A 16,668-nucleotide genomic window follows, 5' to 3' on the forward strand; every position below is an offset into this window, starting at 1 on the left:
GCATGGCCACGATAACAATTTCACTCGAACACGGCGTCAAAATGGGCGATAAAACCCACACTACAGTCTTGCTGCGAGAGTTAACCCCTGGAGACATCATTGATGCGGGGCTAGCGTCTGAACGTGTCACGGCATCAGATGATGGCTATGTGTTTGCTGTCAGTCCGACATTGATGGGGCTTCATACCTTGGCGAAGCAGATTGAATCTATTGGTGATTATGACGGCATTGTTGATATTGATGACCTGCGTAAATTTCACCGTGAAGATTTTGAGCTGCTTCAGTTTCATGCAGAACGATTAGACCAGGCAGTGCTGGAGTCTGTCATGCAGCGGGGGAAGCATGATGCGTCTGGCGGAGAACCTGAACTGGCAGACGATTAAGTTCAGCCAGTACAGCCAGACGCCTCTTAACTACACATTAAATAGACCTTTAAGACTCTTTTATACGCAGCTAATGAAACGATGAGCCAAAACGACTTAACAACCAGCATCAACATCAACGCCGGAGGTAACTTCGGCCGCCAGATGCGTGTTAATGAAGACCGTTGGAAACGCTTTAGCAAAACAGGCCAACGTCAAATGGGCGTGTTGCGTAGAAGTGTCAGCAGCTTTGGTAACGGGCTTGATAAGTTAGGCAATCGTTACACCGCACTATTGACCGGTGCCGCTGGTGCCGGAACAGCCAAGTTTTTAGTCTCGCTTGAGCGTCGCTTCACTCGGCTAGGCATTCAAGCCAATATCGGTGCTGAAGCAATCGATGAACTGAAAAAGAAAATCTATGAAACGGCACAATCACCCGACATCAGAGTTGACCCAAGTCAAATCACCAGCGCGATTGAATCTATTGTCGAGAAAACCGGTGACCTGGACTTTGCTGAAGCCAATATCCGCAACATTGGTTTAGCCATCCAGGCAACCGGTGCAGAAGGCACATCGATTGGTGAAGTGCTAGGTGAGTTCCAGAAAATGGGCATCGTCTTGGAAAAAGACGTGCTTACGGCACTCGACACACTCAATGTGCAAGGTAAAGAAGGCGCGTTCACCTTGCAAAATATTGCGGCATTAGGCCCTCGTGTTGTCACCGCTTACACCTCGATGGGGCGGCAAGGTATTCCTGCTATTCGTGAGATGGGTGCGGCATTGCAGGTTATCCGTCAGGGTACCGGCTCATCAGAGATGGCAGCGACGGCTTTTGAAGCCTTAATGCGGACACTGAGTGATGCTAAGAAAATAGACATGCTCAAAAGCGGCGGCATCAAAATATTTGATGCTGAAGCTTTAAGTCGTGGCGAAGAAGTGTTGCGACCAATCAATGAAATCATGGTCGACATTATCAAAAAAACACAAGGCAAAAAAACACTGTTAAGCACCGTGTTTGATGCAGAAGCCATGCGTGCATTCAATTCTTCCACTGCCGAGTTCCAGCGCACTGGTGGGCTGGAAAGCTTAGATAAATTCATGAATGTCCACGCTGATGGCACCACCACATTAGAAGACTCGACCAGAGCAGCAAATGATGCCGCAGGCGCTATGCGAAACCTCTACACTGCCTGGCAACAATTTGCTGACTCAAACCTGACTACCTACATTCAATCATTGGCGGACACGATCAATGACATTGATAAAGAAACACTGGATATGCTCATCAAAGGTGCAGCAGGTCTGGTTGCAGTCGGTGGCACAGCTATCCTAGCGAGGAAACTCTATAAAGGTGGCAAGGGTATCTCCGACTTTGTTAAAGGCAGCAAAGCTAAATCCGCCATGGGTGGTGCACTAGGCGGGATGGATGGGGTAACGCCTGTTTATGTTGTCAATATGCGCGGCGGCATGGATCCAACGGGTATGGATCCAAAAAAGAAACCAAAAGTAAAAAAACCTAATCGTAGGCAAATGCTTAGAGCAGCGCCAAATATGAAAACAATAGCAGCGATGGGTGCCGGAGCGATGGGTACTGCTGGTTTAGCAGTTGGCGCTGCTGGTTTGGCAGGTTACGGAGCCGGTAAGGTTATTTATGATAATGCATTAGAAGGCACTGAGTTTGCTGACGCATTAGGCCGTTCGATTGCTAAAGCCTTGGCTTTGTTTGGTAATGATAATGCTCAGGCCGCATTAAGTGCGGAAAAACGCAGCCAACTGCAAATTGAAGTCACCGATAAGCGTGTCCAGGTCAAAAATATCCAAAGCGATGACATGGATATTAATGTCGATACTGGCCCTACAGTGGGGAATCTGTAATGGCCGAACAAGTATTGACATGGCGCGAGCAACTTCAACAATCCTCATTCCGTGGCGTTGAGTTTTATGTTGATGACCATACGCTCGAATTTGGTCGCCGTGTCCAGTTGCATGATTATCCCTTTAAAGATGATGCCTATGCCGAAGACTTAGGCGGCAAAGATGCTGTGTACTCCTTTCCTGCTTTTGTAGTGGGTGAAGATTACAGGCAGCAGCGTGACAAACTGATTGAGGCTTTAAACAAAAAAGGCTCTGGCACCTTAGTTCATCGTTACCTCGGACGTGTCCGTGTGCAGGCTGGCCCCAGCAGTTTGCGTGAAACCAATAAAGAAGGTGGTATTGCCCGATTTACTCTGACTTTTTACAAAGCTGAGTCACGCGCCAAGCCAACATCAAAAGTTGACACGCAACAACGCGTCAATGCAGCGGCCAAAAACGCACAAGCTGTAGTGAAGCAACAATTTACATCGGCATACAGCGTTACCGGCTTTCCAGGTTGGGTGAAAGAACAGGCGAAAACCGTCTTATCCGATATCGAGTCACGCTTTTCCGGATTAGGTGTTATCGATGCCACCATTGCCGATTTTGTTGGTTTGCCCGATGCCTTAGCGGGGCAGGTGATTGGCAGTGTCGGCAGTCTTTCTGCCATGACTCAGTTTCGTAAACTGTTCAGCTTTGGTAGCGAATCAGCCGCCGTGCCAACCACCACGCCAAGTCGTGTTCAGCAAGCCTCAAATCAGCAGGCAATCATTAACCTGGTACAACAATCATCACAAATTGAAGCGGCCAGAGTGGCTAGTACCCGTGATTATGACTCGGCTCAAGATGCGATTGCCGCACGTGATGAACTGTCTGAGGTATTAGATGAGCAAATGCAAGCGGCAGACGATGAGACCTATATCGCACTGCAAGATTTACGGGCTTCCATGGTTCAAGACCTGACAGAACGTGCCGCCAACCTCAAGCAAGTTCGTCGCTATACACCACAAGCGACATTGCCCTCATTAGTGATTGCGCATCAGCTCTACCAAGACGCTGATCGTGCAACCGATATCGTCTCTCGCAATAACATCGGTCACCCCGGATTTGTACCCGGTGGTCAGACTTTGGAGGTGTTGGATGCATGATGTCGCCTTGAAAGTGAATGGTCTGGACTGGTATGGCTGGGAAGAGGTTCGGATCAATCGTTCAATTGTTCAAATTGCGAATGAGTTTAATCTCAAGCTGACTGATAAATGGTCTGAAAACAGCGCGCCACGCCCTATTAACGATGGCGATTCCTGCAAGGTGACGATTGATGATCACACGGTCATCACTGGCTATATTGATGAAGTTGATCATAGCTATGATGACAGCACTAATGGCATTCAAGTAGCAGGGCGTGATGCAACCGGTGACCTGGTTGATTGTAGCGCGCCATCGTTTCAGTGGGCTGGTCGTAACCAATTAGAGGGTGCGTCAGTACTCTGTGAGCCATACGGTATTCCGGTGTCCTCAACGGTTGATACCAGCAAACCGTTTGCCACAATGAAATCAGATGAAGGTGAAAGCACCTTTGAAGTGCTCGATACCGTCGCTAAAATCAGAGCAGTACTGCTAGTGTCTGATGGTTTGGGTGGCCTAAAAATCACACGTTCCGGAACCCGACGCCTGAAAGGCAGTTTAGAAACCGGTGTCAACATTAAAGCCGGTAGTCGTAAACGCTCATCACGCGAACGCTTTAGTCACTACACGGTTAAAGGCCAAACCAGCAGTGCCTGGATAGATACGGTATCGGTGTCAGCTACCGTGGCAGATAAAGCCGTTACTCGTCATCGACCTAAAATTATTCTAGCTGAAGATGCCTTAGATGCCGCTGGCTGCAAAGCCAGAGCCACATGGCATAGAAATATTTCTGCAGCGAAAGCTCAGACATTTAATTACACGATGCTGAGCTGGTATTTAGACGATGAATTGATCGAACCCAATTGCCTTATCGCAGTGAAAGACCACTACCTGAATGTCAATCGTGACCTATTGATCGTAGGCATCACCTATATAGTTGATGATAAAGGGCTGCGCGCTGAGCTGATCCTTGGTTTGCCTGAAGCGTTTGAACTACAAGCCCTGCCAGAGCCAAACGATGAAGGCGGTGTCTGGTAATGCGTCGCTTACAGAAATTACTGTCACCATTAAAACGTGGCCTGCAACAAATGCTACGTGTCGGTGCCTTGCTTAAAGTCAATGACGCACCACCGATTCAAATGGTGCAGATCGAAACCTTATCTGGTGAGGTGATTGAGGTGCCTCGCATTCAAGATTACGGCATAACATCCGTGCCACTACCCGGAGCAAAAGGTGTCGTCGCGGCTATTGGCGGTAAAACCAATGGCTATGTTTGCATCAAGATGGATGATAAGCGCTATCGTCAAGTCAGTCTCAAGCCGGGCGAAGTTGCACTCTACGATAGTCAAGGACAACTCGTTCACCTCAAGCAGGGTGGCCTGATGGAGTTGATTGCCAACACACAAATCACGGCCAAAGTGCCGGTTTTTCGTATCGAAGGCCAACTGAACGTCACCGGCGACATTATCGATCACGTCGATAGCGATGGTCTGACCATGGCGAGCATGCGTTCTACTTATAACGGCCACAATCATAATGGCGATAGTGGCGGCACCACCAGTAACCCTAATCAGAGTATGACACCATGATGGATTTTGTTATCAAAATGGTGAATAAAAATGGTCGTCCACGCTTTGTGCTGGAAACCGATCCATTAAAAATTACCTACGTCGCGATACTGGAAACAGCCGTCATCGTGGCGCTTTTCACTGACAGACAAGCCGACTCAGATGACGTCATCCCCGATGGCACCAATGATAAACGTGGCTGGTGGGGCGATGCCTTGGCGTCTGTTTCTGGTGACTTGATCGGCTCACGGCTTTGGTTGTTACAACGTGAAAAGCAAACCGAGCCTGTGCGAAAAGCCGCTGAAGACTATGCCGATGAAGCCTTGCAGCATCTCATTGATGATGAAGTGGTTGATTCCGTGCAAGTCACAGCCAGTTACCCACGCGCTGAATGGTTAGCCTTAGATATCGACATCGAAACAGCAGACGGCCAGCTTTTAAATTTCAATTATGCCTGGGAGGCTTTCAATGGCGTTTAAACGTCCTTCATTGGCAGAATTACATGCCCGTTTAACGGCGAATATTGATAGCAGAACCGATGGTCAGCCACGTCTGCGCCGTTCACCGTTTAATATCTTTGCCACGGTCATGGCGGGTGGCATGCATGAGATGTATGGCTATCAAGCCTATAAAGCGAAGCAGTTATTGCCTGATAGCGCCGATGAAGCGCACTTTGGTCGTCTCGCATCAATTGAAGGCACCGAGCGAAACCCATTCGAATACGCGATCGGCCAATGTGAAGTCACCGGCACCAATGGCGCTGTTATCGAAGCCGGTAAAACTCTAAAACGTGCTGATGCGGTTGAATACACAGTCGATGATGAAGTCACTATTGTCGGTGGTGAAGCCGTTATTTCAGTCACAGCCGTTTTGCCAGGCGCTGAAGCCAATGCCATCGCTGGCGTTGCCTTAACCTTTGTCGATACCCTTGCCGGTATTAATGGCCAAGCCATCGTTGACGCAGACGGTATTAACAATGGTACCGACATCGAGCAGCTTGAAAGTTGGCGTCAACGTCATATCGAAAACATCCAGCAACCGGCTCAAGGTGGCGCGGCACATGACTACATTAGATGGTCAAAACAAGTGCCAGGTGTTACCCGTGCATGGCAATATCCGGGTGAGATGGGTGAAGGCACTGTCACCGTTCGTTTCGTGAGAGATAACGATGACAGCATCATCCCTGATGCGACTGAAGTGGAAGCGGTGTATGACTATATTTTTGAACAGCACCCTGTTACAGCCGGGATCTATGTTGTTGCCCCCATCCCTGTCGCTTTAGATTTAACTATCGCGTTGACACCGAATACCACGGTTGTCAAAGCAGCCGTTGAATCCGAAATAGCCGACTTACTTTCGCGAGAAGCGATTCCAGAAGATGGTAATGGCAAAGGCACTATCAAAGTCAGCCATATCCGAGAAGCGATTAGTATCGCTGCTGGTGAGACCGATCATGTTTTAGTTAGCCCGACAGAAGACGTCACGCTAACGCTAGGCCAAATTCTCGTGCCAGGTGATATCACATGGCAATAAAAACCCAGCAATACCTCACTATGCTGATGGCCTTAATGCCTCGCGGCCTGCTTTGGGACGATCTGCAACACGATCCTGACTTTATCGGCTTGTTCGAATCAACCGCTGAAGAGCTTGCCATCCTTCACGCCCGTGAAGATGACCTGTTAGACGAAGCAGACCCGCGTACCACCTATGAAATGCTTAATGAGTGGGAAGCCGCTTACGCGCTGCCCGATCCGTGCGTAGATGACGTGCAAACCCTTCAGCAGCGACTGGCTAGCCTATACGCCAAAGTGACCAATAAAGGGGGGCAAAGCATCCCGTATTTTATAGCCATTGCAGAATCGATTGGCTATCAAGTCACTATCACCGAGTTTTCGCGCTGGACAGTCGCAGACCGAGTCAATAAACCGCTTTATGGGCAGTCTTGGCAGTTTGCATGGCAGGTCAATGCGCCTGAAGAAACGATTAGCTATTGGAGAGTGAATGGCCGCGTCGATGAGCCATTAGCATCATGGGGCAATAAGCGCCTCGAATGCACACTCCATAGATTAAAACCCGATCACACCACACTCATTTTTTCCTACGGAGGATAATAATGGAACCACGTAATTATGAAGCGGATGCTTCAGCATCACCTCCTGATGCCCCAGCAGTACCGTCAGTTGGTTATCCAACAAATGGTGATCCTACATCCGGTACACCAGCGACATGGCCCGGCGCGCATTGGTTCTACAAAATGGGCGAGTCACTACGCAACGTCATCACTAATGCAGGCCTCACACCTGATGATGGTGATTTAAACCTGCTGCAGAAAGCCATCGTCAAGCTGGTCTCAGCCACCAACCACGTTGTACGGCTGGAAGATGTCACCTTTGGTCCATCAGTAGCCGATGGCGATGCCGTGTACTGGGACACTGCCAACAGCCGCTATGACCGTGCCATTGCCGACGGTACCGACAAACAGAAGATGGTCGGCTTTGCGGATGTCACCAACAGCCTGGTCGAAGCGTTTGGTCGTTCGGCGCTGTTCTCCGGCCTGACGGTGGGTGACAAGTATTATCTGTCTGGCAGTACGGAGGGGGAAATTACTGCAACTGCGCCATCCGAAAAGGTGGTCGTCGGTCTGGCTAAATCAGCCACCGTGATGTTTGTTGATATTGACCCGATTGCCGGTACGCCTATTCAGGATCAGACGACATGGAATACGGGAACCGATACGACTGAGAGTATTATCAGCCCCGACAAGCTTGATGCCAAAATCAAAACGATGGCTATTGGCGAGGGGCAGGTCTGGCAAGACGTTTTTGTCAGTCGTTCAGAGGGTGTTACTTATACAAACACTACTGGTAGATCTATTCAACTGGCGATAGTTCTAAGCGCTGGCAGTGGGCCTCGTAATTTCCTTGTTGACGGTGAAGTTATCTGCACTATCGCAGGTGATTCTGATGAACAATACGTTAATTTGATTATTCCGAACGGTAGCACATATCAAGCCGGAGCTGGAGTTCTTTCGGGATTTGATGTTTGGTGGGAGCTTAGATAATGAAATATTTTAAAGACGAAAATAATAATGTCTTTGCATTTGAATCCGATGGCTCACAAGATCATTTAATTAAGTCTGGCATGACTGAAATTGATGAGTCAGAAATTCAATCTGTCATAGATTCAAAACTAATAATCGATGATCGGCTTGCTAATAAGCATTCTGAGATTGTTCAGAAATTCAAACTAGCCATGGCTCCAGTCACGAGTCTTTATACGGCTGAAGAAATTGCTAGCTTCCCAACGCAAGAGCCAGAAGCAATAGCTTGGCAGTCGGACAATGCCGCGCCGACGCCACTGATTGACTTCATTGTTGCAGAGAGAGCCAGCGTTGATAAAGCAACCCTAGTCGGACGAATCATTAGCAATGCGTCCAATTATAAAAGTGTGGCTGGCCCAGCTATTGGAAAAAAGCAGGACTATGAAGACTTGCTCTATGCACTTCAAACACAGCACGAAGATGAGCAGCAGCCGGATGTGATTCAAGCTGATATTGACGCGATTGTTGTGGATTACAGCTAATGCCTAAGCAATCAAAAATATCCTGGTCAGACCTGACACCGGAACAAAAAATCAGTTTTGGAAATGGCTGTGGCCCTGACTGGCTACCCGAACCAGTTGCTAAGCTGTTATTTGGCTGGTTCTTCGAGGCGAGTTGCCGTCATCACGATTTTAACTACCAACGTGGTGGTGGTGATAAGGATCGTCTCTCAGCTGACCGAGGCTTTTTTAAAGCCATGCTGCGAGATGTCAAGCGGCTGCATTGGTCATTACAATTGCCAGCAGCTATAGAAGCTGTTGGGTTCTATGGTCTGGTTCGCTTCTTTGGCCGTTTTCATTTTGAAGATGGCCAATACAAATCGCTAGACCAAATACTGAAGTAAAGGAAGAGACAGCGACTCGGCAGTGCGCCAACACTGCCGAGCCGTCAACCCACAGGCACATACCCTGTGAGCCAACCAAGGCCATCCCGCCGCGTCGACGCAGCCGGGCCAGCCTAGCACAAACAGATAGAGGCTCACATGAAAGAAGTTAGATGTGGTGGCTGCAGCCGGTTACTGGCTAAAGCTGAATACGTACAAATCGAAATCAAGTGTCCGCGATGTAAGACACTCAACAACCTGAAGGCCATTGAGCCTCTTAATCCAGCACCAGCGAGTGCCAGACCAATAGAGGAAAAACATGGCCAAACCAATTATCCCGTGGATGGGCGGTAAAACCCGACTCGCAAAAGACATCCTGCCCCTGTTTCCGGAACATCAATGCTACGTCGAAGTCTTTGCTGGTGGCGCAGCGCTCTTTTACAAAAAGGAACCATCCAAAGTCGAAGTGCTTAATGACATCAATGGTGAGCTGACCAACCTTTACCGGGTTGTTCAGCACCACCTTGAAGAATTCGTCCGGCAGTTCAAGTGGGCCTTATCCAGCAGACAACTGTTTGAATGGGAAAAAGCCAAAACACCCGAAACGCTCACCGATATCCAGCGTGCAGCCAGGTTCTACTATCTGCAAAAGCTTGCCTTCGGTGGCAAGGTCGACGGCCAGAGCTATGGCACCGCCACTACCAGTCCGCCACGGCTCAATCTACTCCGCATCGAGGAGGATCTGAGCGCCGCTCACCTTCGCCTGGCCAGAACCAACGTCGAGAACCTAGACTGGCAGCGCTGCATTCAGAAATATGATCGACCAGGCACACTGTTCTATCTGGATCCACCGTACTATGAAACCGCAGGTTACGGTCAAGACTTTGGTTTAGAACAATACGAAACCATGGCAGAACTGGCCCAAACTATCCAAGGCAAAATGCTCATCAGCATCAACGACCACGACACTATTAAAAAGGTCTTTAAAGGCCTCTCAAATAAGCCTTTAAATATCAATTACACGGTAGGTGGAAATCACAATAAAAAAGCATCCCGTGAGCTGCTAATATGGAATTGGTGATAATTAACAAATGGAGTCACATTCTTAAGCGATGATTACACTAAATACCGAGAAAGGCTTAATCCGTGTTGATTCATGGGGAGATATTCAAGACTTAGCTGGTTTTGAGGAAAACCTCGATCCATCAGACCATAAATTAAAGGAGATTCTAGGTAATTATACTTTTACTGAAAAAATTCGTTGTGGTTTATCAACTTGTCATTCGCCTCATAACAAAGGCTATATTGTCTCAACTGAAGATGGCTATACCACTAACATCGGCCAGTTATGTGGTGCCAGTTACTTCGGTGTTGAATTCAACACTCTATCGAAACGCTTCGACCGTTTTGTTACTGAATCTGAAAACCGTGCCACATTAAGAGAGTTTGATATTGATTCTGTTCAACAACAGGTTTCGGAACTAAAGGCTCAGGAAAAAGGTGCCAATTGGGCTAATTCTAAACTTAGCCCGTTTAAACAGAATAAATTTCCTACCATATCTAAAGCCTTGTCTAGCATGATCAAGACACGGAGTAATCAACTTATAATTACCGTGAAAGCTACTGTGCAAGAGGTTGAAGCTATTGAGGCTGCTCAAAATGTAACCCTTGAAAGGCCTCATTATGTTGAACGTCCTGTTGCTGAAATTGCTGGCTTAGAGGCTTTGTATGATGAGAACGACATCAGAGAGTTGGTGGTTATTCAGCTTGAAAGCAATCTCAATCAATTGAGAGATGCCGATATAAATCAGCTCAGTTATCAAGATTTAGAGAAATGGGCGAAGTGGGTTAGAGAGGTTGACTCTTTAGTCAGTAAAGCCACACAAATCATTCTCTTTGCCAGAGTGTTTCTCACTAGAGAGAACTTAAAACCACTTGATCGTTTAGGTGGCAGTTATGATGAATCTTCTGCATTTACTTCTTATATAAAGCAGCTTAAATAGATCATTAATTACCTATAGTTAGTTTGGAGTTTGTTATGTCTGGTTTTGTTTCTGTTGAGGTCGAAGGGAAGCTCTATGAGTCTGAGTACCATGAAGTTGGTGGTGTGGTTCGGGTTTATGGTGATCTAGGTGACCCTCATAAGCCAGAGGTCGAGTTCACCACTCTTGGAGGTATGAAGCCAGACCAAGTCGCTAGGATTTTGCTGAGACGTTTGGTTAAGCGAGGAGTAGTTTCGCCAACTGACGATTAAACTACAGATCGCAATTCATGTGGCGAGAGATCGCAATTCATGTGGCGGCCTACAATGGCTGTAAAAATGGCAGCGCGCTCCAACTCCGTCGGCTCTTTCGCCAACAGCATGCAAGAGTTTGAATCCTTCCGGGACTTTTTCACGTCGGCTACTTTGACAACACTGATTGATCTGCCTTTTGCCTTTTTGTTTATTGCTGTGATTTGGATGCTTGCCGGTCCTGTGGCTTATATCCCTCTGGCTGTCATTCCATTGACTATTCTGGTGAGTCTTATCATCCAGATACCACTTGGCCGTACTGTTCAAAACCTATTTCGCCACTCAGGCCAACGCAGTTCAACTCTTATAGAGACATTGACCGGCCTAGAAACCATCAAAAGTATCGGGGCTGAAACGCCCATCCAGCGTAAGTGGGAGCAAACAGTAGGCTTTATGACTAAGTTTAGTCAGCGTGCGCGATTATTATCGTCTACTGCGGTCAATTTCACCTCATTCTTGCAGCAAATGGCCACTATTGCTGTGGTTGTATTTGGTGTGTATTTGATTACAGAAAATGAAATTACCATGGGCGCACTGATCGCAAGCACCATTTTGACAGGCCGCGCTTTGGCACCGATGGCTCAGTTAGCAGGTATATTGACGCGGTATCATCAATCTAAAGCGGCACTGCAATCCCTTAATACCTTAATGAATCTTCCAGTAGAAAGACCTAGTGGGCGTGAGTTTCTGCATCGGCCTGAATTTAAAGGCGGTGTTGAATTCAAAAAGGTCAGCTTTCGTTATCCAAACCAGCCCGTTGATGCACTGTCTGAAGTGTCTTTTAGTATCAAACCTGGTGAGAAAGTCGCCTTTATCGGCCGTATTGGTTCTGGTAAAAGCACAATTGAGAAGTTGATTCTTGGTTTGTATGAGCCGGATGAAGGGGCAATTTTGCTGGATGGTACAGACATACGACAAGTGGATCCGGTCGATCTACGTCGCAGTGTCGGATATGCGCCTCAAGATGTTGTGCTGTTCTTTGGCAGCATTCGCGATAACATCACCATGGTTGCGCCCTTTGCTGATGACAAAATGGTATTGAAAGCAGCCGATGTCGCCGGGGTTAGCGAGTTTGTCAATCGTCATCCTTCAGGGTTCGATATGCCTGTTGGCGAACGTGGCGAGGGCTTGTCAGGCGGACAGCGGCAAAGTGTTGCTGTTGCACGCGCATTATTATTGGACCCTTCAGTCGTTGTGCTCGATGAACCCACCAATGCCATGGATAACAGCACAGAAGAACGTTTTAAAGCCAAGCTATCTGAGAGTCTCAAGGAAAAGACATTGCTATTAGTGACACATAAAGCGTCGTTGTTAAGCCTGGTTGATCGTATTATTGTGATGGATCAAGGGCATCTAGTCGCTGATGGACCACGTGAACAAATATTGGCTGCCTTGAAAAAAGGCCACATCAAAGTATCGAAAGGATAAGAAATGGCTTGGTTTAAAAGAGCACATCCTGATGATATTGAGTTTATGTCAGAAGTCAGTGCTGCGACGATGGAATCGACGCCACGTACAGGACATTCTTTACTGCTTCTCACATTACTTTTTTTTATTTGTGCAGGCTGGTGGGCAAAAGTCACGGAACTCGATGAAGTCACACGCGGTGAAGGTAAAGTTATTCCTTCCAGCAAAATTCAAATCATACAGAATCTTGAAGGCGGTATTCTTTCTGAGGTACTGATTGCAGAAGGTCAGATAGTTGAGAAAGGCGATGTTCTATTGAAGATTGACGATACGCGTTTTTCGTCATCCTTTAGAGAAACTGAGTTGAAATACTGGGAGCTTCTTGCGCGCAGTACTCGACTTCAGGCTGAGGCAGACGATGCAGAGCTTGTTTTACCAGCACGTTTAGTCGAAGAGAAACCGGAGCTAGCTGCAGCAGAGCGACGTTTGTTTCAAGCGAGACAGCGGGAACTACAAAGCAATATTGATGTGTTGCAACAGCAAGCGAGACAGCGTGAGCAAGAGCTTCGAGAAACGCAATCAAAACTCAACAAATTACGCACCAGTTATGAGTTAAGTAATCAAGAGCTCGGCATGTCTGAACCACTGGTTTCAGTGGGCGTTATTTCTGAGGTGGAAATTCTGCGATTGAAACGTACTGTCAATGAACTACGTGGTGACATGGAAACAACACGATTAGCGATTCCGCGTATTCGTTCTTCTTTATCTGAAGTAAAACAGAAAATTGAAGATGCCAAATTACGTTTTCAGTCTGAGTCTGCATCGCAATTGAGTGAAGTACAATCCGAGTTAGCAAGGACGCAAGAGACCGTCACTTCCGCTGAAGATCGGGTAACACGCACTCAGGTAAGAGCACCGGTTAAAGGCAAAATTAACCGATTAATGATCAATACCGTTGGTGGTGTTATTCAGCCGGGTGAAGATTTAGTTGAAATTGTTCCTGTTGAGGATAACCTGTTGGTTGAAGCACATATCAGGCCTTCCGATATCGCTTTCTTGCGACCGGGGCAGAATGCTATGGTGAAATTCACAGCGTATGATTTCTCGATTTATGGTGGCTTGCCAGCAACCTTAGAACGTATCAGTGCAGACACTATAACCAATGAAGAAGACGAAAGTTTTTACATTATTTATTTACGCACTAAAGAAAATAATATTGACAGCAGTAAAGGACCATTGGAGATTATACCGGGTATGACTGTCACGGTAGATATCCTAACAGGCAAGAAAACCGTCTTGGATTATTTACTCAAGCCTATTTTAAAAGCGAAAAATGAAGCGCTACGGGAACGTTGATGGATGGAATCATCTAAATGAAAGATACCACGATGACACAGGCTAGTTTGTATATTGTTATGCCTGACGAGCTAAGTCAGGCAGATGTCAGAAACAATTTGCCTGATATCTACGCTGTATCGGGATTTTCAGATTTGGATACGATGTTTTCGTTGACAGAAGAAAATATGCCGCAGTTGATAATCTGTCATCAATCATTATTTGAAGATGCTGATTCAGACCGCCTATCAAACCTGACACAGCGCTGCTCGGAGAGCCGAATTCTGATTATGGGGCCTCCGAGGCCTATGACGATTCAAATAGCCGCATTGAAACAAGGTGCAAGAGGCTATTTCAACGATGAACTACCGCTGACGAAATTGCATGACGCACTGCAATTAATCTTGCATGGCGAAGTCTGGGTGGAGCGTCATGTTATTTCTGGGCTCATTGAAGAACTAACCCACACGCCAACCATTACACATCAACAAAAGCAGGCGTTGGACAGTTTGTCACCGAAAGAAATGGAAGTGGCAAAACTGGTTAGTCATGGCGCAACCAATAAAATGATCGCCAGAGAAATGGATATCACCGAAAGAACCGTGAAAGCTCATCTCACGACTATTTTCCAGAAAATGAGCTTACCTGATCGTTTGTCTTTAGCTATTTTCTTCCGCGATTTACGATGAATAGCTATTGCAGATGAACTTATGTTGTAATACAGTTGTTTACGAATAAAACTTAGACAATCTAGGACGTTTAAATTGTGGTGTATGAGGGGCCGCCGAAACCACCACATAAATAATAAAATAGGACAGATAATATTATGAGACCTTTAGCTTTAGTCTTCCCTCTATATCTAATGGTTGGAACGAGCAGTGCAGCTACCCTCCAAGAGGCAGTGGATGCGACAGTAAAAACCAACCCAGACGTACTTGCGGCCGTACATGAACGACAAGCTGTTTCGAAAGAAGTAGATCAAGCGAAAGCAGGCTACTACCCAACACTGGATTTACAAGTAGGCACGGGTTGGGAAATGACCGACAACCCAAGCACACGTGGTTCAGGAAAAGGTGAAGTGCACCTTAACCGTGATGAAGCCAGACTGGATGCCCGTCAAATGTTATTTGATGGCATGGAAACAAAAAATGAAGTGGAACGTCAGGAAGCGCGCACTAACTCACGTGCATTCTCAGTGTTCAGTTCTGCTGAGAATACAGGCCTTGATGCGGTCGAAGCCTATCTGAATGTATTGCGTCGTCAACATTTGGTTGAATTAGCTCAAACCAATCTTGAAGCTCATCAGCGTACACATGACCAGATCATGCTCCGTAGTGAACGTGGTGTTGGTCGTAAAGCTGATATGGACCAAAGCTTAGGTCGTTTGGCGCTTGCCGAAGCGAACCTGATGTCTGAACAAAGTAACCTGCGTGATGCTGAAACATCATATATCCGTGTTGTTGGGATGGAGCCGGACACTTTGTCACAACCTGACTCACCGATTAGTCTGATACCTCAAACACGCGATGAAGCTATTGCCACTGCAGTTGATAATCACCCTACGCTGAGATTAGCTGCATTTGACGTTGAGTCAGCGCAAGCACAACATGCCACAGCGAAAGCACCTTTTTACCCAGATTTACATTTAGAGTTGGGGACACGTGCTGACCATGATATTGACGGTCAGGAAGGTAAGGACAAAGACCTCTATGCGATGTTGCGTTTACGCTATAACTTAGTCAACGGTGGTCGTGACACAGCGCGTCGTGAAGAAACTGCGTTCTTGATCAATCAAGCGGCCGAAATTCGTAATAATACGCACCGTCAGGTTGAAGAAAGTGTTCGCCTGTCGTGGAATGCATGGGAAACAGTCAAGCGTCAAATGTCTTTCAGAAGACAGCATGTAGAGTCGAGTGAAAAGTCTCGTGATGCATACCAACAACAATTTAGCTTGGGTCAACGTACTCTGTTGGACTTGTTGGATTCTGAAAACGAAGTGTTCAGCGCGCGTACAGCGTTAGTAAACACACAATATGACGAAATGTTTGCGATGTATCGCATTCTCAACAGCATGGGTATGTTGTTACAAGGCTTGAATGTTGAGCTGCCTGAAGCAGCGACAACGATTGCAAGCAACGAATAACAACGACAATTAGTGAACCAAGAAAGCCACGGCTATGTGTCGTGGCTTTTTTTTAGATGGCGAGTGACGGCACTTTTTTTCTGGTTTGGAAACGATCGTGCTATCATACGAGCCCCAAATGGCGGGATAGTTAAGAGATTTCATGAGTAAGCAATCATCATATACATACGAAGAATTATTGCAGTGTGGACACGGCGAAATGTTTGGTCCCGGCAATGCCCAGTTACCTGTTCCCAATATGCTGATGATGGATCGCATTGCTCATATCTCAAACACTGGTGGGGCATACGGAAAGGGTGAAATTATCGCAGAGCTGGATATTCATCCTGATTTGTGGTTTTTTGACTGCCACTTTCCCGGTGACCCAGTTATGCCAGGCTGTCTTGGATTGGATGCGATGTGGCAATTAGTAGGCTTTTTCTTGGCATGGGATGGCAATCCGGGTCGAGGTCGAGCACTGGGTTCAGGTGAAGTAAAATTCACTGGTCAAGTGTTGCCGACAGCAAAAAAAGTCACATACCGAATTGATTTAAAGCGTGTTATCGCACGGAAACTCGTGTTGGCAATAGCCGACGGTACAGTGTCTGTCGATGGACGTGATATTTATACAGCAAAAGATTTGCGAGTAGGCCTTTTTACTTCCACTGAAGATTTTTAG

20 protein-coding genes are annotated in these 16,668 nt (G+C 46.9%); all 20 read left to right on the forward strand.

Features of this window, described 5'->3' with window-relative positions; translation table 11 throughout:
- The first annotated feature begins 2 nt into the window (after positions 1–2).
- The 20 genes from MDMS009_RS04090 to fabA all read left to right on the forward strand — a co-directional run bounded on the left by MDMS009_RS04090 (position 3) and on the right by fabA (position 16,668).
- Positions 3–383: a phage tail assembly protein gene (locus tag MDMS009_RS04090; protein ID WP_043887794.1), complete on the forward strand. Its 381-nt coding sequence runs from the start codon at positions 3–5 to the stop codon at positions 381–383.
- Between the two features lie 81 nt (positions 384–464).
- Complete coding sequence (locus MDMS009_RS04095; RefSeq protein WP_008290161.1) at positions 465–2,237, forward strand: phage tail tape measure protein; 1,773 nt, start codon at positions 465–467, stop codon at positions 2,235–2,237.
- Positions 2,237–3,364, forward strand: coding sequence for a DNA circularization protein (locus MDMS009_RS04100; protein ID WP_008290153.1), 1,128 nt, complete (start codon positions 2,237–2,239; stop codon positions 3,362–3,364). The genes MDMS009_RS04095 and MDMS009_RS04100 overlap by 1 nt, the downstream gene beginning before the upstream one ends.
- Complete coding sequence (locus MDMS009_RS04105) at positions 3,357–4,379, forward strand: phage baseplate assembly protein (protein ID WP_008290121.1); 1,023 nt, start codon at positions 3,357–3,359, stop codon at positions 4,377–4,379. Before MDMS009_RS04100 ends, MDMS009_RS04105 begins: the two co-directional genes overlap by 8 nt.
- Positions 4,379–4,930, forward strand: a complete 552-nt coding sequence (locus MDMS009_RS04110; protein ID WP_008290167.1) for a phage baseplate assembly protein V — start codon at positions 4,379–4,381, stop codon at positions 4,928–4,930. Before MDMS009_RS04105 ends, MDMS009_RS04110 begins: the two co-directional genes overlap by 1 nt.
- The gene (locus MDMS009_RS04115; RefSeq protein ID WP_008290120.1) at positions 4,927–5,388 is read left to right on the forward strand and encodes a phage GP46 family protein; all 462 of its coding nucleotides are present in this window, start codon (positions 4,927–4,929) and stop codon (positions 5,386–5,388) included. Before MDMS009_RS04110 ends, MDMS009_RS04115 begins: the two co-directional genes overlap by 4 nt.
- On the forward strand, positions 5,378–6,442 hold the full coding sequence (locus tag MDMS009_RS04120) for a baseplate J/gp47 family protein (protein WP_008290140.1): 1,065 nt from the start codon (positions 5,378–5,380) through the stop codon (positions 6,440–6,442). The genes MDMS009_RS04115 and MDMS009_RS04120 overlap by 11 nt, the downstream gene beginning before the upstream one ends.
- Positions 6,433–7,020: a YmfQ family protein gene (locus MDMS009_RS04125; protein WP_008290129.1), complete on the forward strand. Its 588-nt coding sequence runs from the start codon at positions 6,433–6,435 to the stop codon at positions 7,018–7,020. The genes MDMS009_RS04120 and MDMS009_RS04125 overlap by 10 nt, the downstream gene beginning before the upstream one ends.
- 2 nt (positions 7,021–7,022) lie before the next feature.
- Complete coding sequence (locus MDMS009_RS15755) at positions 7,023–7,970, forward strand: hypothetical protein (protein ID WP_008290149.1); 948 nt, start codon at positions 7,023–7,025, stop codon at positions 7,968–7,970.
- A complete protein-coding gene (locus MDMS009_RS04135) occupies positions 7,970–8,491 on the forward strand; it encodes a hypothetical protein (protein WP_008290664.1) in 522 nt (173 codons plus the stop codon). Before MDMS009_RS15755 ends, MDMS009_RS04135 begins: the two co-directional genes overlap by 1 nt.
- Entirely contained in the window at positions 8,491–8,853 is a 363-nt protein-coding gene (locus MDMS009_RS04140) for a hypothetical protein (RefSeq protein ID WP_008290144.1), read from the forward strand. Before MDMS009_RS04135 ends, MDMS009_RS04140 begins: the two co-directional genes overlap by 1 nt.
- Positions 8,854–8,991: 138 nt before the next feature.
- Positions 8,992–9,186 carry a Com family DNA-binding transcriptional regulator gene (locus MDMS009_RS16690; RefSeq protein WP_081443579.1) on the forward strand — a complete coding sequence of 65 codons (195 nt, stop codon included), beginning with the start codon at positions 8,992–8,994 and terminating at the stop codon, positions 9,184–9,186.
- On the forward strand, positions 9,152–9,913 hold the full coding sequence (locus MDMS009_RS04145) for a DNA adenine methylase (RefSeq protein WP_008290345.1): 762 nt from the start codon (positions 9,152–9,154) through the stop codon (positions 9,911–9,913). Before MDMS009_RS16690 ends, MDMS009_RS04145 begins: the two co-directional genes overlap by 35 nt.
- A gap of 31 nt (positions 9,914–9,944) precedes the next feature.
- Positions 9,945–10,835: a hypothetical protein gene (locus MDMS009_RS04150; protein ID WP_008290170.1), complete on the forward strand. Its 891-nt coding sequence runs from the start codon at positions 9,945–9,947 to the stop codon at positions 10,833–10,835.
- Between the two features lie 35 nt (positions 10,836–10,870).
- A complete protein-coding gene (locus tag MDMS009_RS04155; RefSeq protein WP_008290137.1) occupies positions 10,871–11,086 on the forward strand; it encodes a hypothetical protein in 216 nt (71 codons plus the stop codon).
- A gap of 39 nt (positions 11,087–11,125) precedes the next feature.
- Positions 11,126–12,553: a type I secretion system permease/ATPase gene (locus MDMS009_RS04160; protein WP_272941069.1), complete on the forward strand. Its 1,428-nt coding sequence runs from the start codon at positions 11,126–11,128 to the stop codon at positions 12,551–12,553.
- 3 nt (positions 12,554–12,556) lie between these two features.
- Positions 12,557–13,888, forward strand: a complete 1,332-nt coding sequence (locus tag MDMS009_RS04165; RefSeq protein ID WP_008290624.1) for an HlyD family type I secretion periplasmic adaptor subunit — start codon at positions 12,557–12,559, stop codon at positions 13,886–13,888.
- Positions 13,889–13,905: 17 nt separating this feature from the next.
- A complete protein-coding gene (locus MDMS009_RS04170; RefSeq protein WP_008290598.1) occupies positions 13,906–14,556 on the forward strand; it encodes a response regulator transcription factor in 651 nt (216 codons plus the stop codon).
- Positions 14,557–14,729: 173 nt separating this feature from the next.
- On the forward strand, positions 14,730–16,010 hold the full coding sequence (locus tag MDMS009_RS04175; protein ID WP_237700477.1) for a TolC family outer membrane protein: 1,281 nt from the start codon (positions 14,730–14,732) through the stop codon (positions 16,008–16,010).
- A gap of 142 nt (positions 16,011–16,152) precedes the next feature.
- Positions 16,153–16,668 (forward strand): 3-hydroxyacyl-[acyl-carrier-protein] dehydratase FabA, encoded by a 516-nt coding sequence (fabA, locus tag MDMS009_RS04180; protein WP_036314303.1) that lies wholly within the window; start codon positions 16,153–16,155, stop codon positions 16,666–16,668.

The sequence above is a fragment of the Methylophaga thiooxydans DMS010 genome (assembly GCF_000156355.1).
Lineage (GTDB): Bacteria > Pseudomonadota > Gammaproteobacteria > Nitrosococcales > Methylophagaceae > Methylophaga > Methylophaga thiooxydans.